General features: G+C 55.5%; 18 protein-coding genes. 12 read left to right on the forward strand and 6 right to left on the reverse strand.

Annotation, left to right across the window (positions count from 1 at the left end; translation table 11 throughout):
- The first annotated feature begins 13 nt into the window (after nt 1–13).
- From PHD76_08165 to PHD76_08175, 3 genes are all read left to right on the forward strand, one after another.
- Nucleotides 14–1,969 carry a hypothetical protein gene (locus PHD76_08165; GenBank protein ID MDD5261810.1) on the forward strand — a complete coding sequence of 652 codons (1,956 nt, stop codon included), beginning with the start codon at nt 14–16 and terminating at the stop codon, nt 1,967–1,969.
- A gap of 29 nt (nt 1,970–1,998) precedes the next feature.
- A complete protein-coding gene (locus PHD76_08170; GenBank protein ID MDD5261811.1) occupies nt 1,999–4,509 on the forward strand; it encodes a serine hydrolase in 2,511 nt (836 codons plus the stop codon).
- Between the two features lie 273 nt (nt 4,510–4,782).
- The gene (locus PHD76_08175; protein MDD5261812.1) at nt 4,783–7,029 is read left to right on the forward strand and encodes a hypothetical protein; all 2,247 of its coding nucleotides are present in this window, start codon (nt 4,783–4,785) and stop codon (nt 7,027–7,029) included.
- Nucleotides 7,030–7,069: 40 nt separating this feature from the next.
- On the opposite strand, the gene PHD76_08180 is transcribed toward PHD76_08175, so the two are convergent.
- Nucleotides 7,070–8,557 (reverse strand): hypothetical protein, encoded by a 1,488-nt coding sequence (locus PHD76_08180; GenBank protein ID MDD5261813.1) that lies wholly within the window; start codon nt 8,555–8,557, stop codon nt 7,070–7,072.
- A 342-nt stretch (nt 8,558–8,899) separates the two neighbouring features.
- The gene (gene hisI, locus PHD76_08185; protein MDD5261814.1) at nt 8,900–9,370 is read right to left on the reverse strand and encodes a phosphoribosyl-AMP cyclohydrolase; all 471 of its coding nucleotides are present in this window, start codon (nt 9,368–9,370) and stop codon (nt 8,900–8,902) included.
- Between the two features lie 294 nt (nt 9,371–9,664).
- Here hisI and cysS point away from each other — a divergent pair, with 294 nt between their 5' ends.
- Together cysS and PHD76_08195 are read left to right on the forward strand one after the other, a co-directional pair.
- Entirely contained in the window at nt 9,665–11,125 is a 1,461-nt protein-coding gene (gene cysS, locus PHD76_08190; protein ID MDD5261815.1) for a cysteine--tRNA ligase, read from the forward strand.
- A complete protein-coding gene (locus PHD76_08195; GenBank protein ID MDD5261816.1) occupies nt 11,122–11,508 on the forward strand; it encodes a hypothetical protein in 387 nt (128 codons plus the stop codon). The genes cysS and PHD76_08195 overlap by 4 nt, the downstream gene beginning before the upstream one ends.
- A gap of 436 nt (nt 11,509–11,944) precedes the next feature.
- Here the strand turns inward: PHD76_08195 and PHD76_08200 are convergent, their stop codons facing one another.
- From PHD76_08200 to PHD76_08210, 3 genes are read right to left on the reverse strand one after another with little or no spacing between them, the layout of a single operon-like run.
- Nucleotides 11,945–12,124, reverse strand: coding sequence for a hypothetical protein (locus PHD76_08200; protein MDD5261817.1), 180 nt, complete (start codon nt 12,122–12,124; stop codon nt 11,945–11,947).
- 5 nt (nt 12,125–12,129) lie between these two features.
- Nucleotides 12,130–12,534 (reverse strand): PIN domain-containing protein, encoded by a 405-nt coding sequence (locus PHD76_08205; GenBank protein MDD5261818.1) that lies wholly within the window; start codon nt 12,532–12,534, stop codon nt 12,130–12,132.
- Entirely contained in the window at nt 12,522–12,746 is a 225-nt protein-coding gene (locus PHD76_08210) for a hypothetical protein (GenBank protein MDD5261819.1), read from the reverse strand. Before PHD76_08210 ends, PHD76_08205 begins: the two co-directional genes overlap by 13 nt.
- Before the next feature lie 205 nt (nt 12,747–12,951).
- Here PHD76_08210 and PHD76_08215 point away from each other — a divergent pair, with 205 nt between their 5' ends.
- Entirely contained in the window at nt 12,952–13,593 is a 642-nt protein-coding gene (locus PHD76_08215; protein ID MDD5261820.1) for a hypothetical protein, read from the forward strand.
- A 68-nt stretch (nt 13,594–13,661) separates the two neighbouring features.
- A complete protein-coding gene (locus PHD76_08220) occupies nt 13,662–14,132 on the forward strand; it encodes a hypothetical protein (GenBank protein ID MDD5261821.1) in 471 nt (156 codons plus the stop codon).
- Here PHD76_08220 and PHD76_08225 read toward each other — a convergent pair.
- Nucleotides 14,129–15,307: an ankyrin repeat domain-containing protein gene (locus PHD76_08225; protein MDD5261822.1), complete on the reverse strand. Its 1,179-nt coding sequence runs from the start codon at nt 15,305–15,307 to the stop codon at nt 14,129–14,131. The genes PHD76_08220 and PHD76_08225 overlap by 4 nt on opposite strands.
- A gap of 220 nt (nt 15,308–15,527) precedes the next feature.
- Between PHD76_08225 and PHD76_08230 the strand changes: the two genes are divergently transcribed.
- From PHD76_08230 to PHD76_08250, 5 genes are all read left to right on the forward strand, one after another.
- Nucleotides 15,528–15,998 (forward strand): DUF2127 domain-containing protein, encoded by a 471-nt coding sequence (locus tag PHD76_08230; protein MDD5261823.1) that lies wholly within the window; start codon nt 15,528–15,530, stop codon nt 15,996–15,998.
- 184 nt (nt 15,999–16,182) lie between these two features.
- On the forward strand, nt 16,183–16,614 hold the full coding sequence (locus PHD76_08235; GenBank protein ID MDD5261824.1) for a hypothetical protein: 432 nt from the start codon (nt 16,183–16,185) through the stop codon (nt 16,612–16,614).
- A 162-nt stretch (nt 16,615–16,776) separates the two neighbouring features.
- On the forward strand, nt 16,777–17,583 hold the full coding sequence (locus tag PHD76_08240; protein ID MDD5261825.1) for an HlyD family efflux transporter periplasmic adaptor subunit: 807 nt from the start codon (nt 16,777–16,779) through the stop codon (nt 17,581–17,583).
- Nucleotides 17,583–18,527, forward strand: coding sequence for an ABC transporter ATP-binding protein (locus PHD76_08245; protein ID MDD5261826.1), 945 nt, complete (start codon nt 17,583–17,585; stop codon nt 18,525–18,527). Before PHD76_08240 ends, PHD76_08245 begins: the two co-directional genes overlap by 1 nt.
- Nucleotides 18,524–19,666 carry an ABC transporter permease gene (locus tag PHD76_08250; protein ID MDD5261827.1) on the forward strand — a complete coding sequence of 381 codons (1,143 nt, stop codon included), beginning with the start codon at nt 18,524–18,526 and terminating at the stop codon, nt 19,664–19,666. The genes PHD76_08245 and PHD76_08250 overlap by 4 nt, the downstream gene beginning before the upstream one ends.
- The last annotated feature ends 20 nt before the right edge of the window (nt 19,667–19,686 follow it).

The following is a 19,686-nucleotide window of genomic DNA, read 5'->3' on the forward strand; positions in this document are numbered from 1 at the left end:
GAACAGGAATCCCATGAAACACATCTTAAAATGGAGCGCGGCGCTTTTCATGGCCGTCCAGATTTGCGTTGCCGGAGATTGGAAGGAAGCATGGCAATACGGGCAGGGAATTTCCGTGCCCAAGGCGGGGATTTACAAATTCGATCTCAGCCCGGATGTTCTCGGTAAAAGCCAGGCGGATTTGCGGGATTTGCGGTTCGTGTCCCCCGGTGGTGAGGAAGTGGGTTTTGCTATCGGTTCCGGTAACACGGAAACAAAGCCCGTTTCCGTCGAATCACTTTCAACCCAATGGCTCCATGGAGAAACCATTGTTCAAATTAAAACCAATACCCCGGCCCTGATTCGGGAAATCCAATTATCCGTGGGTACGAATGATTTTCAAAGGTCGGCCAAAGTGGAGGCCTTCGACGGCAGGGAATGGGTGACCGTGCTGGAGCATGATCCAATCTACCGGCAAAGGGTTCCCTTTGAGGAAAAAACGAATTTTAAGTTCTCTGCGATCAAAGCTCGGGAATTTCGCGTCGCCATACCCGACGACAAAGGAAAGCCTATTATTGTGAATCGGGCCTATGTGGTGGAGGCCGAAAGAAATATTGGAGCGCAAACGATTTCCTACCCAATCGTCATCCGAGACCATGTGGAAACGGTTGGGAAAAGTTATTATTCAATCCAATTTCCGGCGGCAAACCTGCCGATCTACAGCCTTGCTTTTGGCATCGAAAACCCGGTTTTTCAACGCTCCGTCAAATTATCAATTCCCAACATCGAAGGAGGTGTTGTGACGGAGCGCGAAATTGCCCAGGGCGCGCTTACCCGCAGCCTGGATGGAAAAAGCAGGGACGGAAAAGTTATCGTTCCGTTTTATGGGGTCCAAACAGACACAAAAGAATGCCGCCTCTATATTGAAAACGGGGACAATCCCCCGCTGAAAATCAATGAGATCGAAGCAAGGGTTCTGCCGCTGTCATGCGTCTTTTACGCCCTCAGCGGCGGGACTTATCAAGTCCTGACCGGCAATAAACAAGCGGAACAAAAACATTATGACGTCTCCGGTTTGAAAATTTCAAATGCCGTGCAAGTGGCCGCAACGACACCATTAAAACCGTACGGTAACTATAAAAACAACACTCTGATCCTGGGAAATGAAATTCTCGGCGGGATATTGTCGCCCAATGACTGGCAAAAGAATTTTTCGATCCAGCAGCAGGCTGTCGGCGTGCAGGAACTTGAATTGCCTCCCGAGGCTCTGGCGTGCGCCGGCGAAAATCTAGGCGACGCCAGAATCATCAAAGGAAACAGGCAAATCCCCTATTGGGTGGAGCGCCTGCCTGTTGATCGTACCACGGACGCAGAAATCGTGGCGGACAAAAATAATTCCACAAGCAAGACAGGCAAATGGGAAGTGCGTTTGCCCCTGGCCAATCTGCCCGTAAAGGCAATTACCCTGGAAAGTCCAACGCAGCTCTTTGAAAGAACTCTTTCGGTTTATGAGGAAGACATGGGACATGGCAAAATTCTTTTGGGTTCCGCCTCATGGAAGCATGTGCCTCAAAAGGCTGATGCTTCCTGCCTGATTCAACTGTACCGTCATCCCCAATCCAAAACCCTTTTTATTGAAACGGACAATGGCGACAACGCGCCGATTGAGATTTCAAAAGCTGAATATCAGCTTCCGATCATACGGTTGCTCTATTATAGATCGACAGACGAGCCGGTCCGTTTGCTTGCCGGGAATCCGAACGCAAGCACTCCCCAGTACGACATTGCGAGTGTGCTGGATGAATTGAAAACCAGCCCCCGCTCCACTGCCAAAGTCGGGAACCCGGGAGGATCCCAGGCATTCTTCAATCTCAACTCATGGGTCAGCGGTGAAAGCGGCATCCTCTACTGGATTATTCTTGCAGGCGTCGTGATTGGTTTATTCTTCGTCATGACCAAATTGCTGCCCGCTTCAAATGACAAAAGCTAGAAGCCGTCCAAGATTCAAGGAATAAACCCATGCGCACCGTTATTGTCGGTATTAGTCTGTTAGTCTTGCTCCACATAAACCCGCTGCATGCGGAAGAGGCGGCGCCTGCTTTTGACGTGCCGAGCCTCGACAACATCACAATCGACGGCAAGACCGATGATTGGGGCAATCGCGGGTTTCGCGTCGAGGTCATGGGAAACGCCGACGGCACAGTCAAAGCGGCTGCCGATCTCGATGCCGCCTTCCGTCTCGGCTGGGATGAGCACGGATTACTCCTGTTGCTCAACGTCGTTGACGACGTGGCTGACGAGGCAAAAGAGCACAACGAGCTTTGGCAACGGGATTCGGTCGAAATTTTCTACTCGCCCCAGCGCGGCTCGCCCGATGTGGTTCAACTGGTGGTCAGCCCCGGAGTCGATCCGCAACGCCCCGAACTCCGGTCGATCCTGCAGGACGAACGCAAAACGGAAGCCCTGAAGAAAACGAAAGCTGAAGTCACCGCCGTGCGCAGCAGGACCGCGCATGGCTACACCTTGGAAGTCCTGCTGCCCTGGTCAAATTTCGGGATCAAACCCGAAGCCGGGCGTGAACTGGCCTTCCAGATCTACGTCAACGACGCGGACGGCGGAAAAGGCCTTTTCTCGGCAGTTTGGTACCCCTTCGGTTCCGGCCATGACTCGATGAACATGCAGCGCCTGCGGCTTGCATACAAACCAAGCCCGCCGATCAAGGCCGTTGCTTCTGCCGAATACGAACGGTTTCGCCGGGTGCGCGTGCATGTGGCGGCAACGGCGGACCTTCTTGGAAAAACGCTCACGCTGAAGGGGGATGGCCGCAAATTGGGCAACTTACCGCTCACTTCGGAAGGCGGACGCGCGGGCGCGCAATTCGTATTGCCGATGCCCCCGCAAGACAAGGGGTATGGACCGCTGGATCTCGTTGTCGATGGTCAATTGCTGAAAACCATCAAGCTGCCAGATCTTCAGGCGTCGCGCGCAAAAGCCTTCATGGAGCAGCATCTGGTCTTCCATCCAGGCGTGTTCTCGGGCGCGAATTTTCCAAAATGCGATTTTGAACACCCGTCGTATGTGGAGGATTTGATAGGATCCTATACCCTAACGACCACATTCTACGACGCCGATTACAATCAGGTCACGACGGCGGAAAAGCCGGGCCGCTACGGCGCCGTCGTCGAAATCAAGGCTGGGAACGGAAAGTCATTCCGGCGTTTGTTGACATTGTATCGGATGCCACAAGACCTTGATTGGTGGGCGCGGAAGGACAGCGCGGGGTCGATCGAATTTCCAAAGGAAACGGGGATCAACCCCATCGTGGCAAATGAACAAAAGCACTCGACCGGCAAATATCTGACAGGACTTTTGAAAGAAAGTTTTTCGCGGGACGCGGCAGCCCCAGCGGTGCTGGCGGAGCTTTACGATACGAAGCTTGGAACGAAGGATGCGGGCGTTTTTGATGATTTCCTCGCCCATGACCGACAGTGGTGGGCCGGGATGAAACGCAAGCTCTCGGGCGCCGACAAGCTGTATTCGAACCTGTTCGTCTGCCCGCAAATCGTGAAGGAAAAGCCCTCGACGATTCTTCATGAAGGTTCGTTGAAAGAAGCAGGGATGAAGCCCGACGCGGCGAAGAACATTGACGCTCAGCTCAAGCAATGGTCGGCGGACAGCGGCGAACCGTTTGCCGTCTGCATTGTGCGGCACGGCGTGATTGTTTTGCACAAAGCCTACGGACAGCGCGACGGCAAGCCCATGACGGTGAATACAAAGAGTTGGATGGCCTCGATCACGAAGGCGATGTCCGGATCGGCCATGATGATGCTCGTCGATCAGGGCTTGGTAAATCTCGATGATCCCGTGTCAAAGTATCTGCCGGCATTCGCTGGAGCCGCTATTTCCACGCCGCTGACAATCCGTCATCTTTACACGCACACGGGCGGATTGCAGGGACATTGGGGTGACGATCTCAACGATTTTGACGACGTGATCGCCGGTTATTATCCGTACCTGGAGATCGGCAAGCGGCTTGAATACGACGGCGCCGGTCCCGCGCTCGGCAGCAAGATCGTCGAGATGGTCAGTGGAGAAGCATTGCCGCAGTTTTATAAACATCACCTGCTGGATCCACTTGGTTGCGCCAGCACCGAGGTCACCAACAGTTCCTACGATGCCCAAAGCACGCCGATGGACATCGCAAAATTCGGGCAGATGCTGCTGAACCACGGCAGCTATGGCGACAAACAGTTTATGAGTCCTGAAACATTCCAACAAATGCTTCCCGTACGATTGAACAAACTGCTCGGGCCTGACACGACCGTCGAGTGGGGGATTGGCCTCGTCTGGTACAAGGACGAGTGCCTCGGCAAAGGAACCTTCGGCCACGGTGCGGCGTCAGGGGCAACCTTGCGAATGGATCCCGAGCACGATCTGGTCATCGTGATGACCCGGAACACGGCGGGCGAGAAATTTGCCAAGTATCATCCCAAGTTCCTCAGCACGATCCTCGACAACATTGCAAACTAACGGACAAGGATTTTGGCATCCTGGCTAAATTGCAGATGCGAAATACTCGGGTTTTATTTTCCGTTCAGGCCGAAAAGGCTGCCTGATGACCCGAAAACGCTTGTGCTTGTCTTCAGTGTCCTCTTTAGCCAGTCTTTCGCCATAGGATCCGCACTACCGGCTTGAAACCCCAGATCGACGTCTCCGTGGGCCAAAAGTGGTTTTCTATCAGTGATTATTTGTCGCCCGGCCTTCCGGCATGAACAACAAACAACATCAACAAGGATCCCGCTCATGAAAATATTACAGATTACGAGATGCCTTTCCGCCGGGTTGATCGTGCTGACTGCAAGCACTTTCATCTGCCCAATGGCTCTTGCGCAAATTCGCACGCTGCCGAGCCAGGAATCGAATCTTCAGCCCCGCAATGAGACTCTCCTGACGCTCGCGGATGGCCGCAAGGCCCGTATCGTTGGCGGCAAACTTCTGCTGTATGCGGCTGTCGGCCGCGCCGTTTCCGCTCCCGCTCCTGCTCCTGCTCCTGCGGGCGAATATCACACGAGTGAAGGGCGTGTACTTCATGTGGCGGCAGGGGGGGTGCTCATTCCTGCTTCCAGCACGACTGCCGGCGTGACGCCTCATCAAGTTCCAGACAACGGAGATGGCAAGGGTGCTTCCATGAAGATTGGCCCCATTACAAATCCGGGCGCAAGACCGTTGCCATCGAAAGTGCAGGCGACTCTTCAAGTTTCACACGGAGGAGGCGACGCTACACAGGGTCCAACGGACGAATCCGGGAACAAGATCGGCATCAATCCGGATTCCGAATGGCACAGTTCCGTCTCGATAAACAACACGCTTTTATCGCTGTGTAACTTCCGCTGGCGTGTGGACGCTCCGGCTTCCGTCAAGCATGCGCGCTTTGAAATCGCCGGCGTTGGCGATGCAGCAGACGCCCCCAACTGGTCGGACCCGTCGAAGTCACCACCTCCCGCAGGAAGCGGCATCGTCGAATTCACTCCCAAGGATGACGGCTGGTCGCGCTTCGACTTTGATTTTAAATCCATCTATGAGAAGAAAAGCTTCACATGGGCGAAGGCTGATCACTTTCTGCTGCGGATTACACCGCTGTTGGCCAACGGCTCGGCTGCAGGCCCGCCTTCCAGCCCCGTGCTCCTTATTCCCAGCGCCAACGGCATTGGCTTGATCCCGCCACCATCAGCATCCAAAGCGCCTCCACCGACCAAGCCTCTCATCACCGCTCTGAGTTTCACGCCAGCCGTGAATTTTAATCCTCTCAGCGGCGAAAATGGCGGTGAGGCCGGCTTTATCATGCACTTCGTGGTGACCCGCGAGCCCGCCCAACTCGAAAAAATCATCGCAGATGCCTATTCAGCCAACAGGACGGAGAATGGGGTAAAAAAGCCCGGCCCGCTTCATAAGGGAGATCACTTTTTCATTAATTTTTCCCCGGCCAGCCAGGATGTCGAGGGTTGGGACGCCGTCGGCAATTTCGTCAGCGGAATCCCCGGCGCCATTGAAAACGCCCTCAACTTCTTTGCAAAAGTTTACAACGACGATATCAAGGGCCAGCTCGTCAGCATTGTCGCCTCCATCATCGGGCCCGTCCTCGGTCCCATCGTTGGCCCGGACCTGTCCGCCACCCTCGCGAAAGAACTCGTCAACGCCGCCCTCGTCACTTGCGGCATCCCGCCCACCCTGCCGGATGCCGCCTCCCTTCAGAACATGGGTGCTGATTACATCATTGCCAGCGCCGCGGATCAGGCCGGCGTTGATATTCCTGATGAAGCCAGGGAGCAACTCAAAAAAGGAATTGCCAAACTGACGGACCCAAGCACCAGCGGAGTTCTCAATCCGCTCTTCTACGCCCCTGATCCCGCCTATCTGTACCACCCGCCGGTCCTGTTGTTACAGGCCAGTTTTGTGAAGACGACAAACTACAGCCTTGTGAAAAACCAAACTTCGGACGGTAACACCAGCACCGGCAAGACCGGGGGCACCAACTACGACCCTGTTCCAAAAAACACCGATCCAAGCAAAGACAAACTCAAGACCGATCCGAACGCCAATGATCCCGACTTGATCATACACGGTCCCCAAACGACGGGCGGTGGGCAGCCTCCGCCCCCCAAACATCAGGACGGACAAAACGTGAATGAACCCAAGGGCAACGATTCCACAGGAAGTTCGGGCAGCGGATCTGGCTGGCCAGCCAAGTCAAAAAAAACCGTGGTCCACATTGAAGTGCGTACCAGCATTAGTTTCGATCTGAACAAAAAGACTGGAGGCTCAGCGTTCTGCGATGAGAACACGCTCATCCTCACCGCAGACGTCAACGTTCCGCCGGTGCGGCTGGGGGAATCCTTCACGATTCCGGTGATTTTGCGTTTCCCGCCGAATGCCGCCAAGGACTCGCCTGGCTACCACAACTGGTTTATGGCCTTCAGCTATGGAGACATGACGAAGTTCTATATCGATGGAGGTTACGGCTCGGAACACTCGCACACCAAATCCTGGTGATCGTTTCTGCCGCAAGCAGGCGGAAGCAGGGAGCTTGGGATTACTTCCCGTTCAGGCCCAAGGGGCTGCCGATGCCGGTGACAAAGTCCCAGTCGGCCTGAGCATTGAAATGGCCGGCGCTACCGGAAGTAATGTCCCGGAAATTGGCTGTGCCCAGATTGCCATAGATGAAGTTGAGCTCCGCCGTTGTACCGGGCTCGATGGAGCCTGCCAGATTCACGACACCGGCCAGCGAGGGGGAGGAAACACTCGTGCCGCCGAAGACCATCCAGCCTGAATACCTGTAATAAGGTGTGCTGTCATAAACGGCCACGCCCGAATTGGGATCAGCATCAAATGAGCAGTCGGGAACGCCGCGGCTGGTTCCCACGATCGAAGCGATGCGCGTCTGGAAATAGGGACGCGTTTCGTAGGGGCTCTTGCCTCCACCGGAATAGGACCAACCGGTTTCGCTTGTAAATACCCCTGCGGAATTGCGGTGGATACTGGTGCCGCCTGCGCTCAAAACATTGGGTGAAGTACCGGGATAAATGGTTTTGCCACCTGTATCACCGCTTGCGGCAAAGTAATCGACACCCGGAGTTGTAAAGAGCAGGTCGTTGGCTGTTTCCCAGGAATATTCACTGCCGCCCCAGCTCATTGAAACCTGCCGCACGCCCGGCAGCTTGCCCGCAATTTGTATGGCTTGGTTCAGGTCGGCGATGCTCGCGCTGCGGGCTTCAACCAAAACGATTTTGGCATTGGGTGCCATGGCGTGGGACCACTCGATGTCGAGGGCCGATTCCTGGGACCAGCCTGCGTCGGTGGCGGGCAATTTGCCTGTGGCATAGACGACTTGAAAGACCGTGTTGGTGGCCGCGTTTGCATTTGTCGAGCTTTCCAAGGGCAGGCTGAATTGTCTCGAGAACACATTGAAATCATTCAGTGCGGTGGGATAATGATAGGCGGTTATAATCGCAATCGTACCTGCCCCGCCCGTGGCCGGCAGATTATAAACCGCACGGATCGACTGCGGCGATTCACCGGACGGCTTGAAGACAGCGGCGGCCATGGGATTCATATTTGGCGCATCCGGTGGCTTGATGAACAAATGATTCGTGTGCGAACGCACGCCGATGTCTCCTGGATTTTCAAGGCTGGAGTCGGGGACAATCACAGTACCCGGCGGCGCCTGTTCGGACTCGGAAGCCGGGACTGCATTTTCAGGGATGTTCGTTGCCGAGGTTCCCGGGGCTTGCGAATCAACGCTTGAAGCAATCGCAGAACCGGTAGAAATGTTAGGAATTGCGGAAGCAGCGGAGGTCTTGATTGTGGTTGCTCCGGGATTGAAAGCGGTGGCGATAACATCCTTCGACTGCGCGGAAGAAGGATCGGAAGACGCGGCCTGTTGGTCTGCCAGGGTCGCAAGGGTCTGACTCTCGGAAAGGGAATCGCCAGACGCGGAATTGCGCGTGGGATTGTCTGTTTGAATCAAGGCCCAGGCTGCGAGGGCAAAAAAGCCCGCTGAAATGAGGGCAAGTCGTTTCACGTTGGGAAGTCTCGCACCATTAGCTCGCCAAAACAAGCCGATAAAAAAGGTAATTCAATAGGATTGTTTGTGAACTTAAGCCGTTGAATTTGAGTAACTTGCATTCCTGCACAAGACTGCGGACGTAAGTGCAAATGAATGAGAGACGAGATACCCCTTGTTGCGTTTGCATGCAATGGTTTGATAAGTATTTCACTTGAATCTCTCGTCAGGACCTTTGAGGATTTCCAACTCTACTAGCGCGCAAGCACCGTTGCCTCCTCTAAGCAGGCGATACCCAACGGCTTTTATCTTAGGCTGTGAAGAGCACGTCCTTCGCGATCTTTCTGTAAAAGGACTTCCTTAGCCCTTCGGCTTGGGGCCATACACCTTTTTCGGATCAAACAGTTTTTCCGTTTCCTTAAACACAAGCTTCAACCCCTTGCTTTCACCCGCCGGGATCTCGCGGTAAAAACAGGAGCGAAACCCCGTGTGACACGTCGCTCCCGCTCCCACAACCGTAACGCGCATCCAGATCGCATCCTGGTCGCAGTCGATGCGCAATTCCCGCACCTTCAACACATTGCCGCTGGTTTTTCCCTTGTGCCAGAGTTCCTTCCGACTGCGGCTCCAATAAACGCCCTCGCCCAGCTCAATGGTTTTTTCCAGCGCCTCGCGGTTCATGTAGGCGACCATCAACACCTCGCCGCTGTCGTAATCGGTTGTCACCACCGGGATCAGGCCGTCCTTGTCGAATTTCGGCATCAGATCCGCGCCTTCCTCGACTTCCTGATGGCTGCCGCGCTCTTTAAACACAATTTTGCTTTCTGACATACACAGGTATTCTTGCCGAGTTGGACGCAGGATAAAGAACAAAAGCATCCTATTGGCCGCAAAAGAACGCAAAGTACACAGAGAAAGGTATTTTCAATTTAAAACACAAGCAGACAGAATGAACGGGATTTCGAGGATAAAATCCGCTCGCACCACTTTTCTTTTTTGTGATTCTTTGCGCTCTTTAGTGGCCAATCCCCTAGCCTTTTTGCCTCGGATTTTTTTGTTTCCGCAAAGCCATGGATGCGGGCTTGCGTCAACGGACGTACTGCGGTTGGATATCCCCTCATTTCAATGAAACAGGACGTGCAGCTTTACGACACCTTGGAACGGCGGGTGAAACCCATCCGACCGCTCGATGGCAAAACCGTGCGCTTTTATTGCTGCGGGCCGACGGTCTATGGGCCTGCGCATATCGGCAACTTCCGTACCTTTGTGTCGCAGGACATCCTGCGCCGTGTGCTGGAACTCGGCGGCCAACCCACCCGCCACGTCCGCAACATCACGGATGTGGATGACAAGACCATCCGGCAATCCCAAGCCGAAGGCCGTACGCTCAAGGAATTCACCGATGCATGGCTGGAATTATTCCGGCGCGACTGCGGCGAGTTGAACCTGCTGCCCCCGCATATCGAACCCAGCGCGGTTGAACACATTCCGGGGCAGGTCGATTTGATCCAAAAGCTCATGGACCGCAAGCACGCCTACCGTGCGGACGATGGCTCGGTTTATTTCAGCATCGATTCGTTTCCCGAGTATGGCCGCCTCTCGCGTGTCAAGGAACGGGAACTGAGCACAAACAAGCCCGCAGCGGCGGGACAGGCCATCCAGGCCGATGAATATGAACGGGAATCGCTGGCGGATTTTGCCCTTTGGAAGGCGCGCAAAGCGGAGGACGGCCCGAATTTTTGGCGCAGCCCGTGGAGCGAAGGTCGGCCCGGCTGGCACCTCGAATGCAGTTGCATGAGCATGCGTTATCTCGGCGAATCCTTTGATCTTCACGGCGGTGGCGTGGATCTGATTTTTCCGCATCACGAAAATGAAATTGCCCAAAGCGAAGCCGCCACGGGCAAGCCATTCGCCTCGCACTGGTTTCATACCACGCACCTGCTGGTGGAAGGCCGGAAGATGAGCAAGAGCGAGGGTAATCTCTTCACGCTGGAGGAACTGAAGGCAAAGGGTTTCTCCGCCATGGAAGTCCGTTATGTTTTGCTGGCAGGCAAGTACAGCCAACCCCTGAATTTTACCATTGACTCCCTGTCTGCCGCCCGGCAGGCCCTGCAAAAAATCGCAAGAAGCGCGGATGCGCTGGCGGGAGCGTCAGGTTGTGCCGAGCCTGCCTATGATGAAGTGGCGCGCGACGCCCAGTCGCTTCCGGTGGCCAACCCGTTCAATCCCGCATGGGAAGCGTTGCGGGACGACTTGAACACCTCCGAGGCGTTGGGGCAAACCTTTCTTGCGCTCAAGGAAACGGATTCGGCCATTCGCGAAGGCCGGCTTGCAAAAACACAGGCGTCAGAGGCCTGGCTGGGCCTGCAACGCGTTTTGCACGCGCTGGGCCTTGTTCTGCCCAAGGAATCCGAAATTACAGCCCCGCCCGAAATCCGGGAACTCGCGGCCAAACGCTGGGAAGCCAAAAAGAACAAGGACTGGAAGGCCGCCGATACTTACCGCGACCAACTTGCCAGTGCAGGCTGGGTCATGCAGGACGGCAAGGATTCCTACAAGCTGGCGCCCGACCGGAAAAATCCATGATCCTGCCCCAGGAATCCGCCCCTTCCGGAAAGCCGGACCTGTCACAAATCCAGGCGATTGTTTTGCGCCTCGAAGATTTTCTCGCCACCACGGTTGAGGAGGGGCAGCGCCTCGGGCTGACGCTTTCCGCTCCGCAAATTCTTTCGGTGATCGACACCGCCCTCGGCCGCTTGCAGGGAAATGACTCTCCCAAGCCCGTTGAAGAAACGGTTGAAGGTTATTTTCTGGATGGATTTACCGAGGCGCTGCTGCAGGAACATCTGGGAATTTACGAAAAGGTAAAAGACCCGGATGGCCAGGAAGTCTATGTACCCATCAGCGATGCGCTCTGGATCGAATGCCTGCGCGCGCTGCACGAATCGGTCGCGAAAATAGCCAGTTAAAACAGGGTTCACCGCAGAGCCGCCGAGAACACGGAGAGTTGGCCGCAAAAGAGCACATTTTTATCCGCTGATGAACGCAGATTGGCACGGATGGAAAAAGCGGAGACTTGAAACTCACCATCCGCCTGCGGTTGCGGGAAGGCTGATCCTGTTTTTCTCGAGCTTGCCCCCACACTCCACATGCTCTACTCTGGGCGGCTTATGGTGTCCATGCCAGCGAAAAACTGGCTCCATTCGCTCGGGGAATCGCCCTGCAGCCAGACCGGCCTGAGCACCAGGTTGTCCATGCCGTAAGTCCAGGCGGTGCTTAAACTTAACCGGCTCGTGCGCGTTTTGATGCTTGGATCGTGTCCTGCGGCCAGTTCAGCAGACTTCCCACATCGCAAGTAACCAGCCTGGTTCCCGATTCACGGGCGATTTGCACCAACCAAACACTTCACGGCGCATCCCCGTAGAGGGCCTTCGCCACATCCCGAGAATCGATGGCGGGAGCGTGGGCCGTTCTTCCGAGTACCACCCGTCCGGGTTTCATTTGGACTTTCCGAACCCGGGCCACTGAGGGGCGATAAACCCGCCGAACGGCGTCCACGATCAGATTGAAGAGGGAAGCGGCCATACGAATCAGGCGGGGCGAGGCAGCAGGTTGACGCGGAGTGTGCAGCGTTTGCCCAGATCGCGAAAGTGGGAGTCAAAGGTTGTCAGGGCCACGTCATGATGGATGCAGAGGGCGGCAATGAGCAGATCGACGGAGGGTATGCGCAATCCCGCGTCGTATGCCTTGGTGGCGAGATTTGTTGCTGCGTGCCAAAGCTGTGGCGGAGTGTGAAGTAACGGCATGGTTTCCAGCCTGCGCAGGAGCAACGGGCGCTCCCGGCGCGAGGCACCGCAAAGCAGTTCAAATCGTACCTGTTCACAGAGCAAGGCGTCTTCGGCCTGGATGGCAACGTCCGCGACGCGCCGGATTCCATCCGGCGTGTTTTGACGCAGGTGATCGATCCAAACACAGGTGTCGATTACTTGTCCCACGGGCTTTTCCGGTCGAGTTCCTGCATGGTTTCGTAGTGGGGAAACTCAAACCGTACCTTGCCGGACATCACTTCATCCGAAAGCTCCCGCCTCCGTTTGAGCATCAGGCTGTCGGCGACCAGCTTGGCGATGGCGGGGCCTTTCTTTTTTACACCGGAAAAACGGATGACGTCTTTCAAGTCTTTGTCGGAAATCTCGACAGTTATTTTCATACTTTCAGGATGCCATAGTCAGATAATGAATCAAGAAGATAAGGACAAAAAAACCGGGTTGGGAGCTTTCACTCAAAAGTCCCAATCCGGGCGCACTACTCGGGAACCCACGTTCATTCCCGCTCAAATATCCAGCCAATCCTGCCTGTGCATAACAAGCGGAGCGGAGGTGGCGGTCTTCCGGGATTCTGCTAGTATTTAAGTTATGAAACATATTACAAACCCCGTACTATTTGTGTTGGCCGTGTTTTGTTTCTTTCCCCTGGTCGGGTGCGCAGACGGGCCTCAGGGACCGCTGGCCCAGGCCCAGGCCTTGATGGACCCCGCCTATCGTTCCAAGGTTTTCTGGATCAAGGGGGCCGGTCCCAGGGAAAAAATCAATCAATGGACGTATTATTTCTATGACCCCACGGCATCTGGAAACGCGCGCATGGTCAGGATCGTGGACGACAAAGTGGAGATTTTTCAACCGGCTAATTTTGGCAGCCCGGCGCGGGAATCCTCCACGTTCAATCCATTCTTTGTAAAGGTTTCCGTCCAGAAGGCGTTGTCCACCGCCGCAGCCTATGCCAACGAACAAAAAATTTCCTATGACCATGTGCGGGTCCAGTTGAGACGCCCTTCCTCCGATCAAGCGCCTTCGTGGAGGGTTGAATTGCTGGACAATGAACACAATCTGGGCACCGTTTACATCTCGCCCGAAAATGGCCAATTGGTTTATTTTAATTCCACCCGCTCTTCCCCCGATAGCGCCGCTGGTTTTTTTAACGATGTCAAACGCACGTTTCTCGGCATTGGCGGGGACCTGGAACAATTTTTCACCGGCGAACGGACTGTGGACCAATAGCCGATTGGCATGGTTCGCAAAGCAAGTTGCGCTTTACCTCGGAGCCTTGGGCTGGCAAATGTTGCCCCGTGAATTATGAGCAACTGATCAATGCCGCCCTCGGCTATCACAATCTGGGGATGGCCGAAGACTCGCTTGCCGAACTCGAACGTCTGGGCGGTCCGGACCGACTGAGGCCCGAAGCCCTTGCCCTGAAGGTTTCCAGCCTCATGCGCCTCCAGAGATGGGAGGAAGCGATGCTGAGCGGCCTGGACCTGGCCCGCCAACTGCCTTCCGAACCGGCGCCCTACCTCGATGTGGCTTTTTGCCTGCATGAACTCAAGCGCACCAAAGAGGCGCGCACAGTCCTGCTCAACGGGCCGGATTCTTTGAAGGACAACGCCACCTACCATTATAATATGGCCTGTTATGAAGCACAATTGGGAAGTCCAGCCCAGGCCAGGCGCCATCTCGACCGGGCCATTGAAATGGATCAACGCTTCAATGAAGTCTGGCCCGACGACCCCGATCTGGAACCGCTGCGCCGGACAAAATTTTAATTTCCAATCGACACCAGCGTTCCGGGGTCGATGTTATCGTAAATTTCCTTCGCCTTGTCATAGGGCATCCGGATGCAGCCGTGCGACGCCGGATAACCGGGCAATTCACCGGCATGAAGGCCTATCATTCCGCAGTTCAACCTCATAAAGAATGGCATCTCCGCGTCATACAAAGTCGAAACCCAATCCTCATACTTGTCGGTCACAACATAAAGCCCCGGCGGCGTTGCAAACCCTTTGCGTCCGGTGGAAACCGGGCTCTTGAGCCAGACCTGGCCGTCCTTGAACACTGTGGCCCGCTGTTTTGAAAGCGAAATTTCCACGCGGAAATGCTGGTCTTCCGGCCGTATGCTTTTGCCAAACAAGAGTTGCACCACCTGGGCGTGTTTGCCGACGGCTGCCAGGTAAACAGCGCTGGTCTCATGCCCCTTTGTCTCCAGCCGCCTGTTGGCCCCCATCTTCAGAAGAAGTTCGACCATCTCCAGATTTCCCTGGGCCGATGCGATCATCAGCAGGGTCACGCCCTCTTCCCGCCGCAGATAATATTCCAGGGACTCGTCACCGCCGGCCGTTTTGATAAATGTCGCCCGGGCTGGGATGCGCACGGTTTCATTTGGATTCTCGCCCCGTTGCAAAAGCGTGCGTGTCAGTTCCAGATTTCCGCTGGCCACGGCCCAAACAATGAATCGTTGCCCCTGGGCGCCGTCGGGACCGGGTCTCGCTCCGGCATCGATCAAGGATTTTACAAACACAGGAGATGAATGGTCCATCGCCGCTGAGAGCGGCGTGCGGCCTTTTTTGTCCGCCTGGTTCAAAGTTGCGCCCGTCGCGGCAAGCAGAGAGGCCAGCTCAATGCGCCCGTTCTCAATTGCATAGACCAGCGCGTTGCGCCCCTGTTTGTCCTGGCTGGTGGGATCGGCCTTTGCTTTCAATAAATATTCCGCCACGACCTTTTGCCCGGCGGCGGACGCGTGCATGAGCGCTGTCTCCCCCTGCGCATCGGCGGCGTCCACGGCCATGCCGGCCTGTAAAAACAGTTTCGTCCGCTTAAGATTGCCCTCGGAAACAGTTTTAAGATAAGAAGCCGTTGTAAACGAAATGCCTTCCTTCTCCAAGGCATGGCGGGCGCGCTCCTGGGGCTTTTGGCAACCGGCAAGGATCAGGGCGGGAACCATCAAAAAGAATGCAAGACTGCGCTTCACCGTCCGAAACTGTAATCGCAAATCGAATAAAACTCCATCCTTTGAATGTGAACTTTGTGCGAATTGGATTTCTCGGTATCGGGAAAATTGCCCACAAGGCATGAACTCGGGATTGATTTTTGGCACAAGCCGGTACACTGTTTTACAGGTTATCCCTGCAAACCCGGCACGGGCTTTGGAGGGAAATTTAAATATGGCAAGTCATCACCCTCTGGGTTTGCGGATCATCGCGGCTTTTAAGATTTTCAAGGGCGTCCTTTTCCTGGGCGTTGCCTGGGGAGTCTTCCAATTGATCCACGCGGATCTTGGCGAGGTTGCCGCCTTCGTAATAAAGGCGGTCCGCGCCAATACCGAGCACCGCATCATACGCAGCCTGCAGGAGCATTTTGTCGCCCTGACTCCGTCCACCCTCCACCATGTCGGAGTCGGCGCGCTGCTCTATTCGATCCTGCTCTTTGCCGAAGGCATCGGGCTTTGGCTGGAACAACACTGGGCGGAATATTTGGTCCTCATCAGTTGCGGCATTTTCGTCCCGGCCGAGGTCGATGCGCTTTTCCGCCACTGCGATTTCTTTCATCTGAGTGTTTTGGCTATTAATGTGTTGATATTGATTTACATGGCATCCATCGTGTTTGGGAAACGGGGCCGCAGCGCTCGCCACTGAGCCACAGAGAACGCGGAGAATTGGCCGCGAAAAGTCGCAAAATACGCAAAAGGTACAGATTAACAACAAGCAGCAAAATGCCGGGATGTTTTTGGCTGCGGATAGATGCGGATGCCCGCGGATGAAAGCCGCAAAACCTGGTCATTTCAATGAATCGGTAACGAACAACTAACGTCTTATTGCCATGCGAACCCAAACTCTTGTTGCAATTCTATTTATAAGCCTTCAAGCCGCCCTTGGCGCCGCCCCGGTTTATCGGGCGATCGATTCCGGATTCCGCGACTTTCGCACAACTGGGGCGGAAGCGGCTGTCCAGGAATGGTCGCGCAACAGCAATCTGTTATCCGGACCCGGCATTGTAAAATTATCGAATGACATCAAGGCTGTGCAAAAATCGTTGGGCGACTGTCTGGGCTACGAAATTATGGATTCGCGGCCCGTGGGAGGGGGGTCCACGGTGGTGTTCGCAAGCGCCCGGTTCCAGCATGGGACTTTGTTTTTTCGCTTTTTAGTGTTCGATTCCTACGACAGCGAGATCCTGAATGGGATTGCCTGGTCGTCGGATCCCCTGGAGGTATTTCCTCCCCAGTTGTTCCGGAAGGGCGGCGGTTCCTGATTTTTTCAATGCCTCCTGTCCTCGACCCTCCGCGTTCCCCTGCACGCCGGGCAAACCGGCTTTGATTGCATGCCCACCTGAAATGCTCTATTCAGGATGGCATGGAAAAATCCCGCAATTCCACCCTCACACCCAAATAATGTCCCTTCAGACTGCAAGCGAATGAACTCCATGCTCGAAAAATTTCATTCCATGACGAAAGCCCGGCGGGCGCTCTGGATTGCCGGAGCTGTCGTTGCGGCCATCCTGGTTTATCTCGCGTGCGTTTATTGGCCCTGGAAATCGCTGAAATTCCAGGGCTTTGTGGAGGGGGAATACGTTTATGTGGCTTCACCCGTCGCGGGACGCCTGGAAGAACTCGGTGTGGAACGCGGAGATTCCGCAAAGCCCGGACGCATGCTGTTCCGCCTGGAAGCCGACCCGGAACAGCAGCAACGGGCGCAGGCGGAAGCCCAGCTTGTGCTGGCAAACCAAAATTGGGAGCGCGCGCGCCAGTTAATTGCCAGTCATTCCATTTCGCAAAAGGAATACGACCAGGCTGAAAGCGACCAGAAAGCGTCGTCGGAAAACCTTGCGCAAATCCAATGGCGGCTCGATCAGAAGACGCAGGGCGCAAAGGAAGCCGGCTACATCCAGGACACCTATTATGTGAAAGGGGAATGGGTACCGGAGGGCCATGCGGTGGTATCCTTGCTTCCTCCCCGGAACATCAGAGTGCGGTTTTTTGTCGATGCCGGAACACTGCCTCAAATTCAAGCCGGGCGCATGGTGCGGATCCGCGCCTTTGGGCTACACCAGGACTGGCCGGGGCGGGTGAATTATGTTTCGTCGCAGGCGGAGTACACGCCTCCCGTCATTTACAGCAACGAGACCCGCGCGAAGCTGACCTTTATGATCGAAGTGAAGCCGGATGCCGCCGCCTTGGACCATTTGCACCCGGGACAACCGGCGGAAATTACGCTGAAGTGATGGAACGGATGGGAGAAGAACCGGAATTTGACCTGGCGATTGATGTCCGCGGCATCACCAAACGGTTTGATGGCCGGACGGTGGTGAACGGCATCGATATGCAGGTGCAGCGCGGCGAGATTTACGGTTTCCTGGGACCAAACGGCAGCGGCAAAACCACGTTTATCCGGATGCTCTGCGGCCTGCTGCGCGCGGATGGCGGAAGCGGCACATGTCTCGGATACGATGTGCTGACACAGTCGGACAAAATCAAGCGCCATGTGGGCTACATGACGCAAAAATTCAGCCTCTACGAGGATTTGAGCATTGAGGAGAACCTGGATTTTTTTGCGCGAATTTACAACATGCCGGAGCGCGAAAATGCGGTGCGGGAATCCCTTGAAAGGCTGGGGCTTGTCGAGCGCCGCGCGCAACTGGCGGGAGCCCTATCAGGAGGCTGGAAACAACGCCTGGCCCTGGCGGCCTGCCTGCTGCATCAACCGCAACTCCTGCTGCTGGACGAGCCGACCGCCGGTGTGGACCCCAAGGCGCGGCGCGAATTCTGGCTGGAAATCCACCAACTGGCGCATCGCGGGCTTACGGTGCTGGTGACCACGCATTACATGGACGAAGCCGAGCAATGCCATCGCCTGGCCTATATCGCATACGGAGACCTGCTGGTCCGGGGATCGGTCGCCGAAGTAATCGCCCACAGCCGCCTGGTGACCTATGCGGTGACCGGACCGGGCCTGGAACGCATGATCGGGGAAATCCGGGCGTTTCGCGGAATCGAGCAGGTGGTGCCGTTTGGCGTGAAATTGCATGTGAGCAGCCATGACCGGGCTGCGCTGGAAGCGGCGGCCCGGAAGTTTGGCGGCGGACAAATCCAGTGGGCGCCGGTGCCATCGGGTCTGGAGGATGTGTTTATTTCACTCATGGGAACGGCCAAGGACCCACACTCATGAAAATCCAAAACGAATCCTGGGCGCGCTTTACCGCGATTCTGCGGAAGGAATTCATCCAGATGCGGCGGGACCGGGTGACCTTTGCCATGATGATCGGCATTCCGCTCATGCAGCTCACGATTTTTGGATTTGCCATCAATTCCGATCCCAAACATTTGCCGACAGCGGTTGTGGCCGGCGATTCCGGTCCGCTGGTGCGCAGCCTGATGTCGGGAATGAAGAACAGCCTGTATTTTGATTTTGTGCCGGAGGAACCGACAGCCGAGGAAGCCGAGCGGATGCTCAGCCTCGGCGAAGTGCAGTTTGTGCTGCATATCCCGGAAAATTTTTCACGCTCGCTGGTCCGCGGAGAACGTCCCGCATTATTGCTGGAAGCGGACGCAACCGACCCCGTCGCGACTGGCAATGCGTTGAACGCCATGAATAATCTGGTGGGTACGGTTTGGGCGCGGGATTTGAGCGGCGGCCTTTCCTATGCGTCATCCGCAGGCAACACGCCGGTGGAATTGCGGGTGCAGGCGCGGTACAATCCGGAAGGGCTCACCCAATACAATATTGTGCCGGGCCTGATGGGGGTCGTTTTAACCCTGACCATGGTGATCATCACCGCCCTGGCCATTACGCGGGAGCGGGAACGGGGCACGATGGAAACGCTGCTGGCGACTCCGGCAAGGCCCATTGAGGTGATGTTGGGCAAAATCGTTCCTTATATACTGGTGGGCTACATCCAGATCCTGTTGATTTTGGCCGTGGCCCTGACGGTTTTTCGGGTGCCGTTTGAAGGCAACTTTCTGCTCCTGGCCGTGAGCGCGTTTTTCTTCATTGGCGCAAATCTGTCGATGGGGATTCTATTTTCAACCATCGCGCGCAATCAGCTTCAGGCGATGCAGATGGCGGTCTTTTTCTTTTTACCCTCCATTTTAATGTCAGGCTTCATGTTCCCATTCCGGGGCATGCCCGGCTGGGCGCAGGCGCTGGGCAGTTGCCTGCCTCTGACCCATTTTTTGCGGGTGGTGCGCGGGATCATGTTGAAGGGGAATGGAGTATTGGAAGTGGCGGATTACCTCTGGCCCATCCTGCTTTTCATGGTGATTGTCATCGGGCTGGGTTCCAAGCTGTACCGCAAGACCCTGGATTAAAGCCGACTATACAATTCCGA

It is taken from the genome of Candidatus Methylacidiphilales bacterium, from assembly GCA_028713655.1.
In the GTDB taxonomy this organism is placed as follows: domain Bacteria; phylum Verrucomicrobiota; class Verrucomicrobiia; order Methylacidiphilales; family JAAUTS01; genus JAQTNW01.

Bases quoted from the DNA above. Each gene is read 5' to 3' on its own strand.
- PHD76_08165 (MDD5261810.1), top strand. From the start codon at position 14: ATGAAACACATCTTAAAATGGAGCGCGGCGCTTTTCATGGCCGTCCAG.
- PHD76_08170 (MDD5261811.1), top strand. From the start codon at position 1,999: ATGCGCACCGTTATTGTCGGTATTAGTCTGTTAGTCTTGCTCCACATA.
- PHD76_08175 (MDD5261812.1), top strand. From the start codon at position 4,783: ATGAAAATATTACAGATTACGAGATGCCTTTCCGCCGGGTTGATCGTG.
- hisI (MDD5261814.1), bottom strand. From the start codon at position 9,370: ATGTCAGAAAGCAAAATTGTGTTTAAAGAGCGCGGCAGCCATCAGGAA.
- cysS (MDD5261815.1), top strand. From the start codon at position 9,665: ATGAAACAGGACGTGCAGCTTTACGACACCTTGGAACGGCGGGTGAAA.
- PHD76_08195 (MDD5261816.1), top strand. From the start codon at position 11,122: ATGATCCTGCCCCAGGAATCCGCCCCTTCCGGAAAGCCGGACCTGTCA.
- PHD76_08200 (MDD5261817.1), bottom strand. From the start codon at position 12,124: ATGGCCGCTTCCCTCTTCAATCTGATCGTGGACGCCGTTCGGCGGGTT.
- PHD76_08210 (MDD5261819.1), bottom strand. From the start codon at position 12,746: ATGAAAATAACTGTCGAGATTTCCGACAAAGACTTGAAAGACGTCATC.
- PHD76_08215 (MDD5261820.1), top strand. From the start codon at position 12,952: ATGAAACATATTACAAACCCCGTACTATTTGTGTTGGCCGTGTTTTGT.
- PHD76_08225 (MDD5261822.1), bottom strand. From the start codon at position 15,307: ATGGTTCCCGCCCTGATCCTTGCCGGTTGCCAAAAGCCCCAGGAGCGC.
- PHD76_08230 (MDD5261823.1), top strand. From the start codon at position 15,528: ATGGCAAGTCATCACCCTCTGGGTTTGCGGATCATCGCGGCTTTTAAG.
- PHD76_08235 (MDD5261824.1), top strand. From the start codon at position 16,183: ATGCGAACCCAAACTCTTGTTGCAATTCTATTTATAAGCCTTCAAGCC.
- PHD76_08240 (MDD5261825.1), top strand. From the start codon at position 16,777: ATGAACTCCATGCTCGAAAAATTTCATTCCATGACGAAAGCCCGGCGG.
- PHD76_08245 (MDD5261826.1), top strand. From the start codon at position 17,583: ATGGAACGGATGGGAGAAGAACCGGAATTTGACCTGGCGATTGATGTC.
- PHD76_08250 (MDD5261827.1), top strand. From the start codon at position 18,524: ATGAAAATCCAAAACGAATCCTGGGCGCGCTTTACCGCGATTCTGCGG.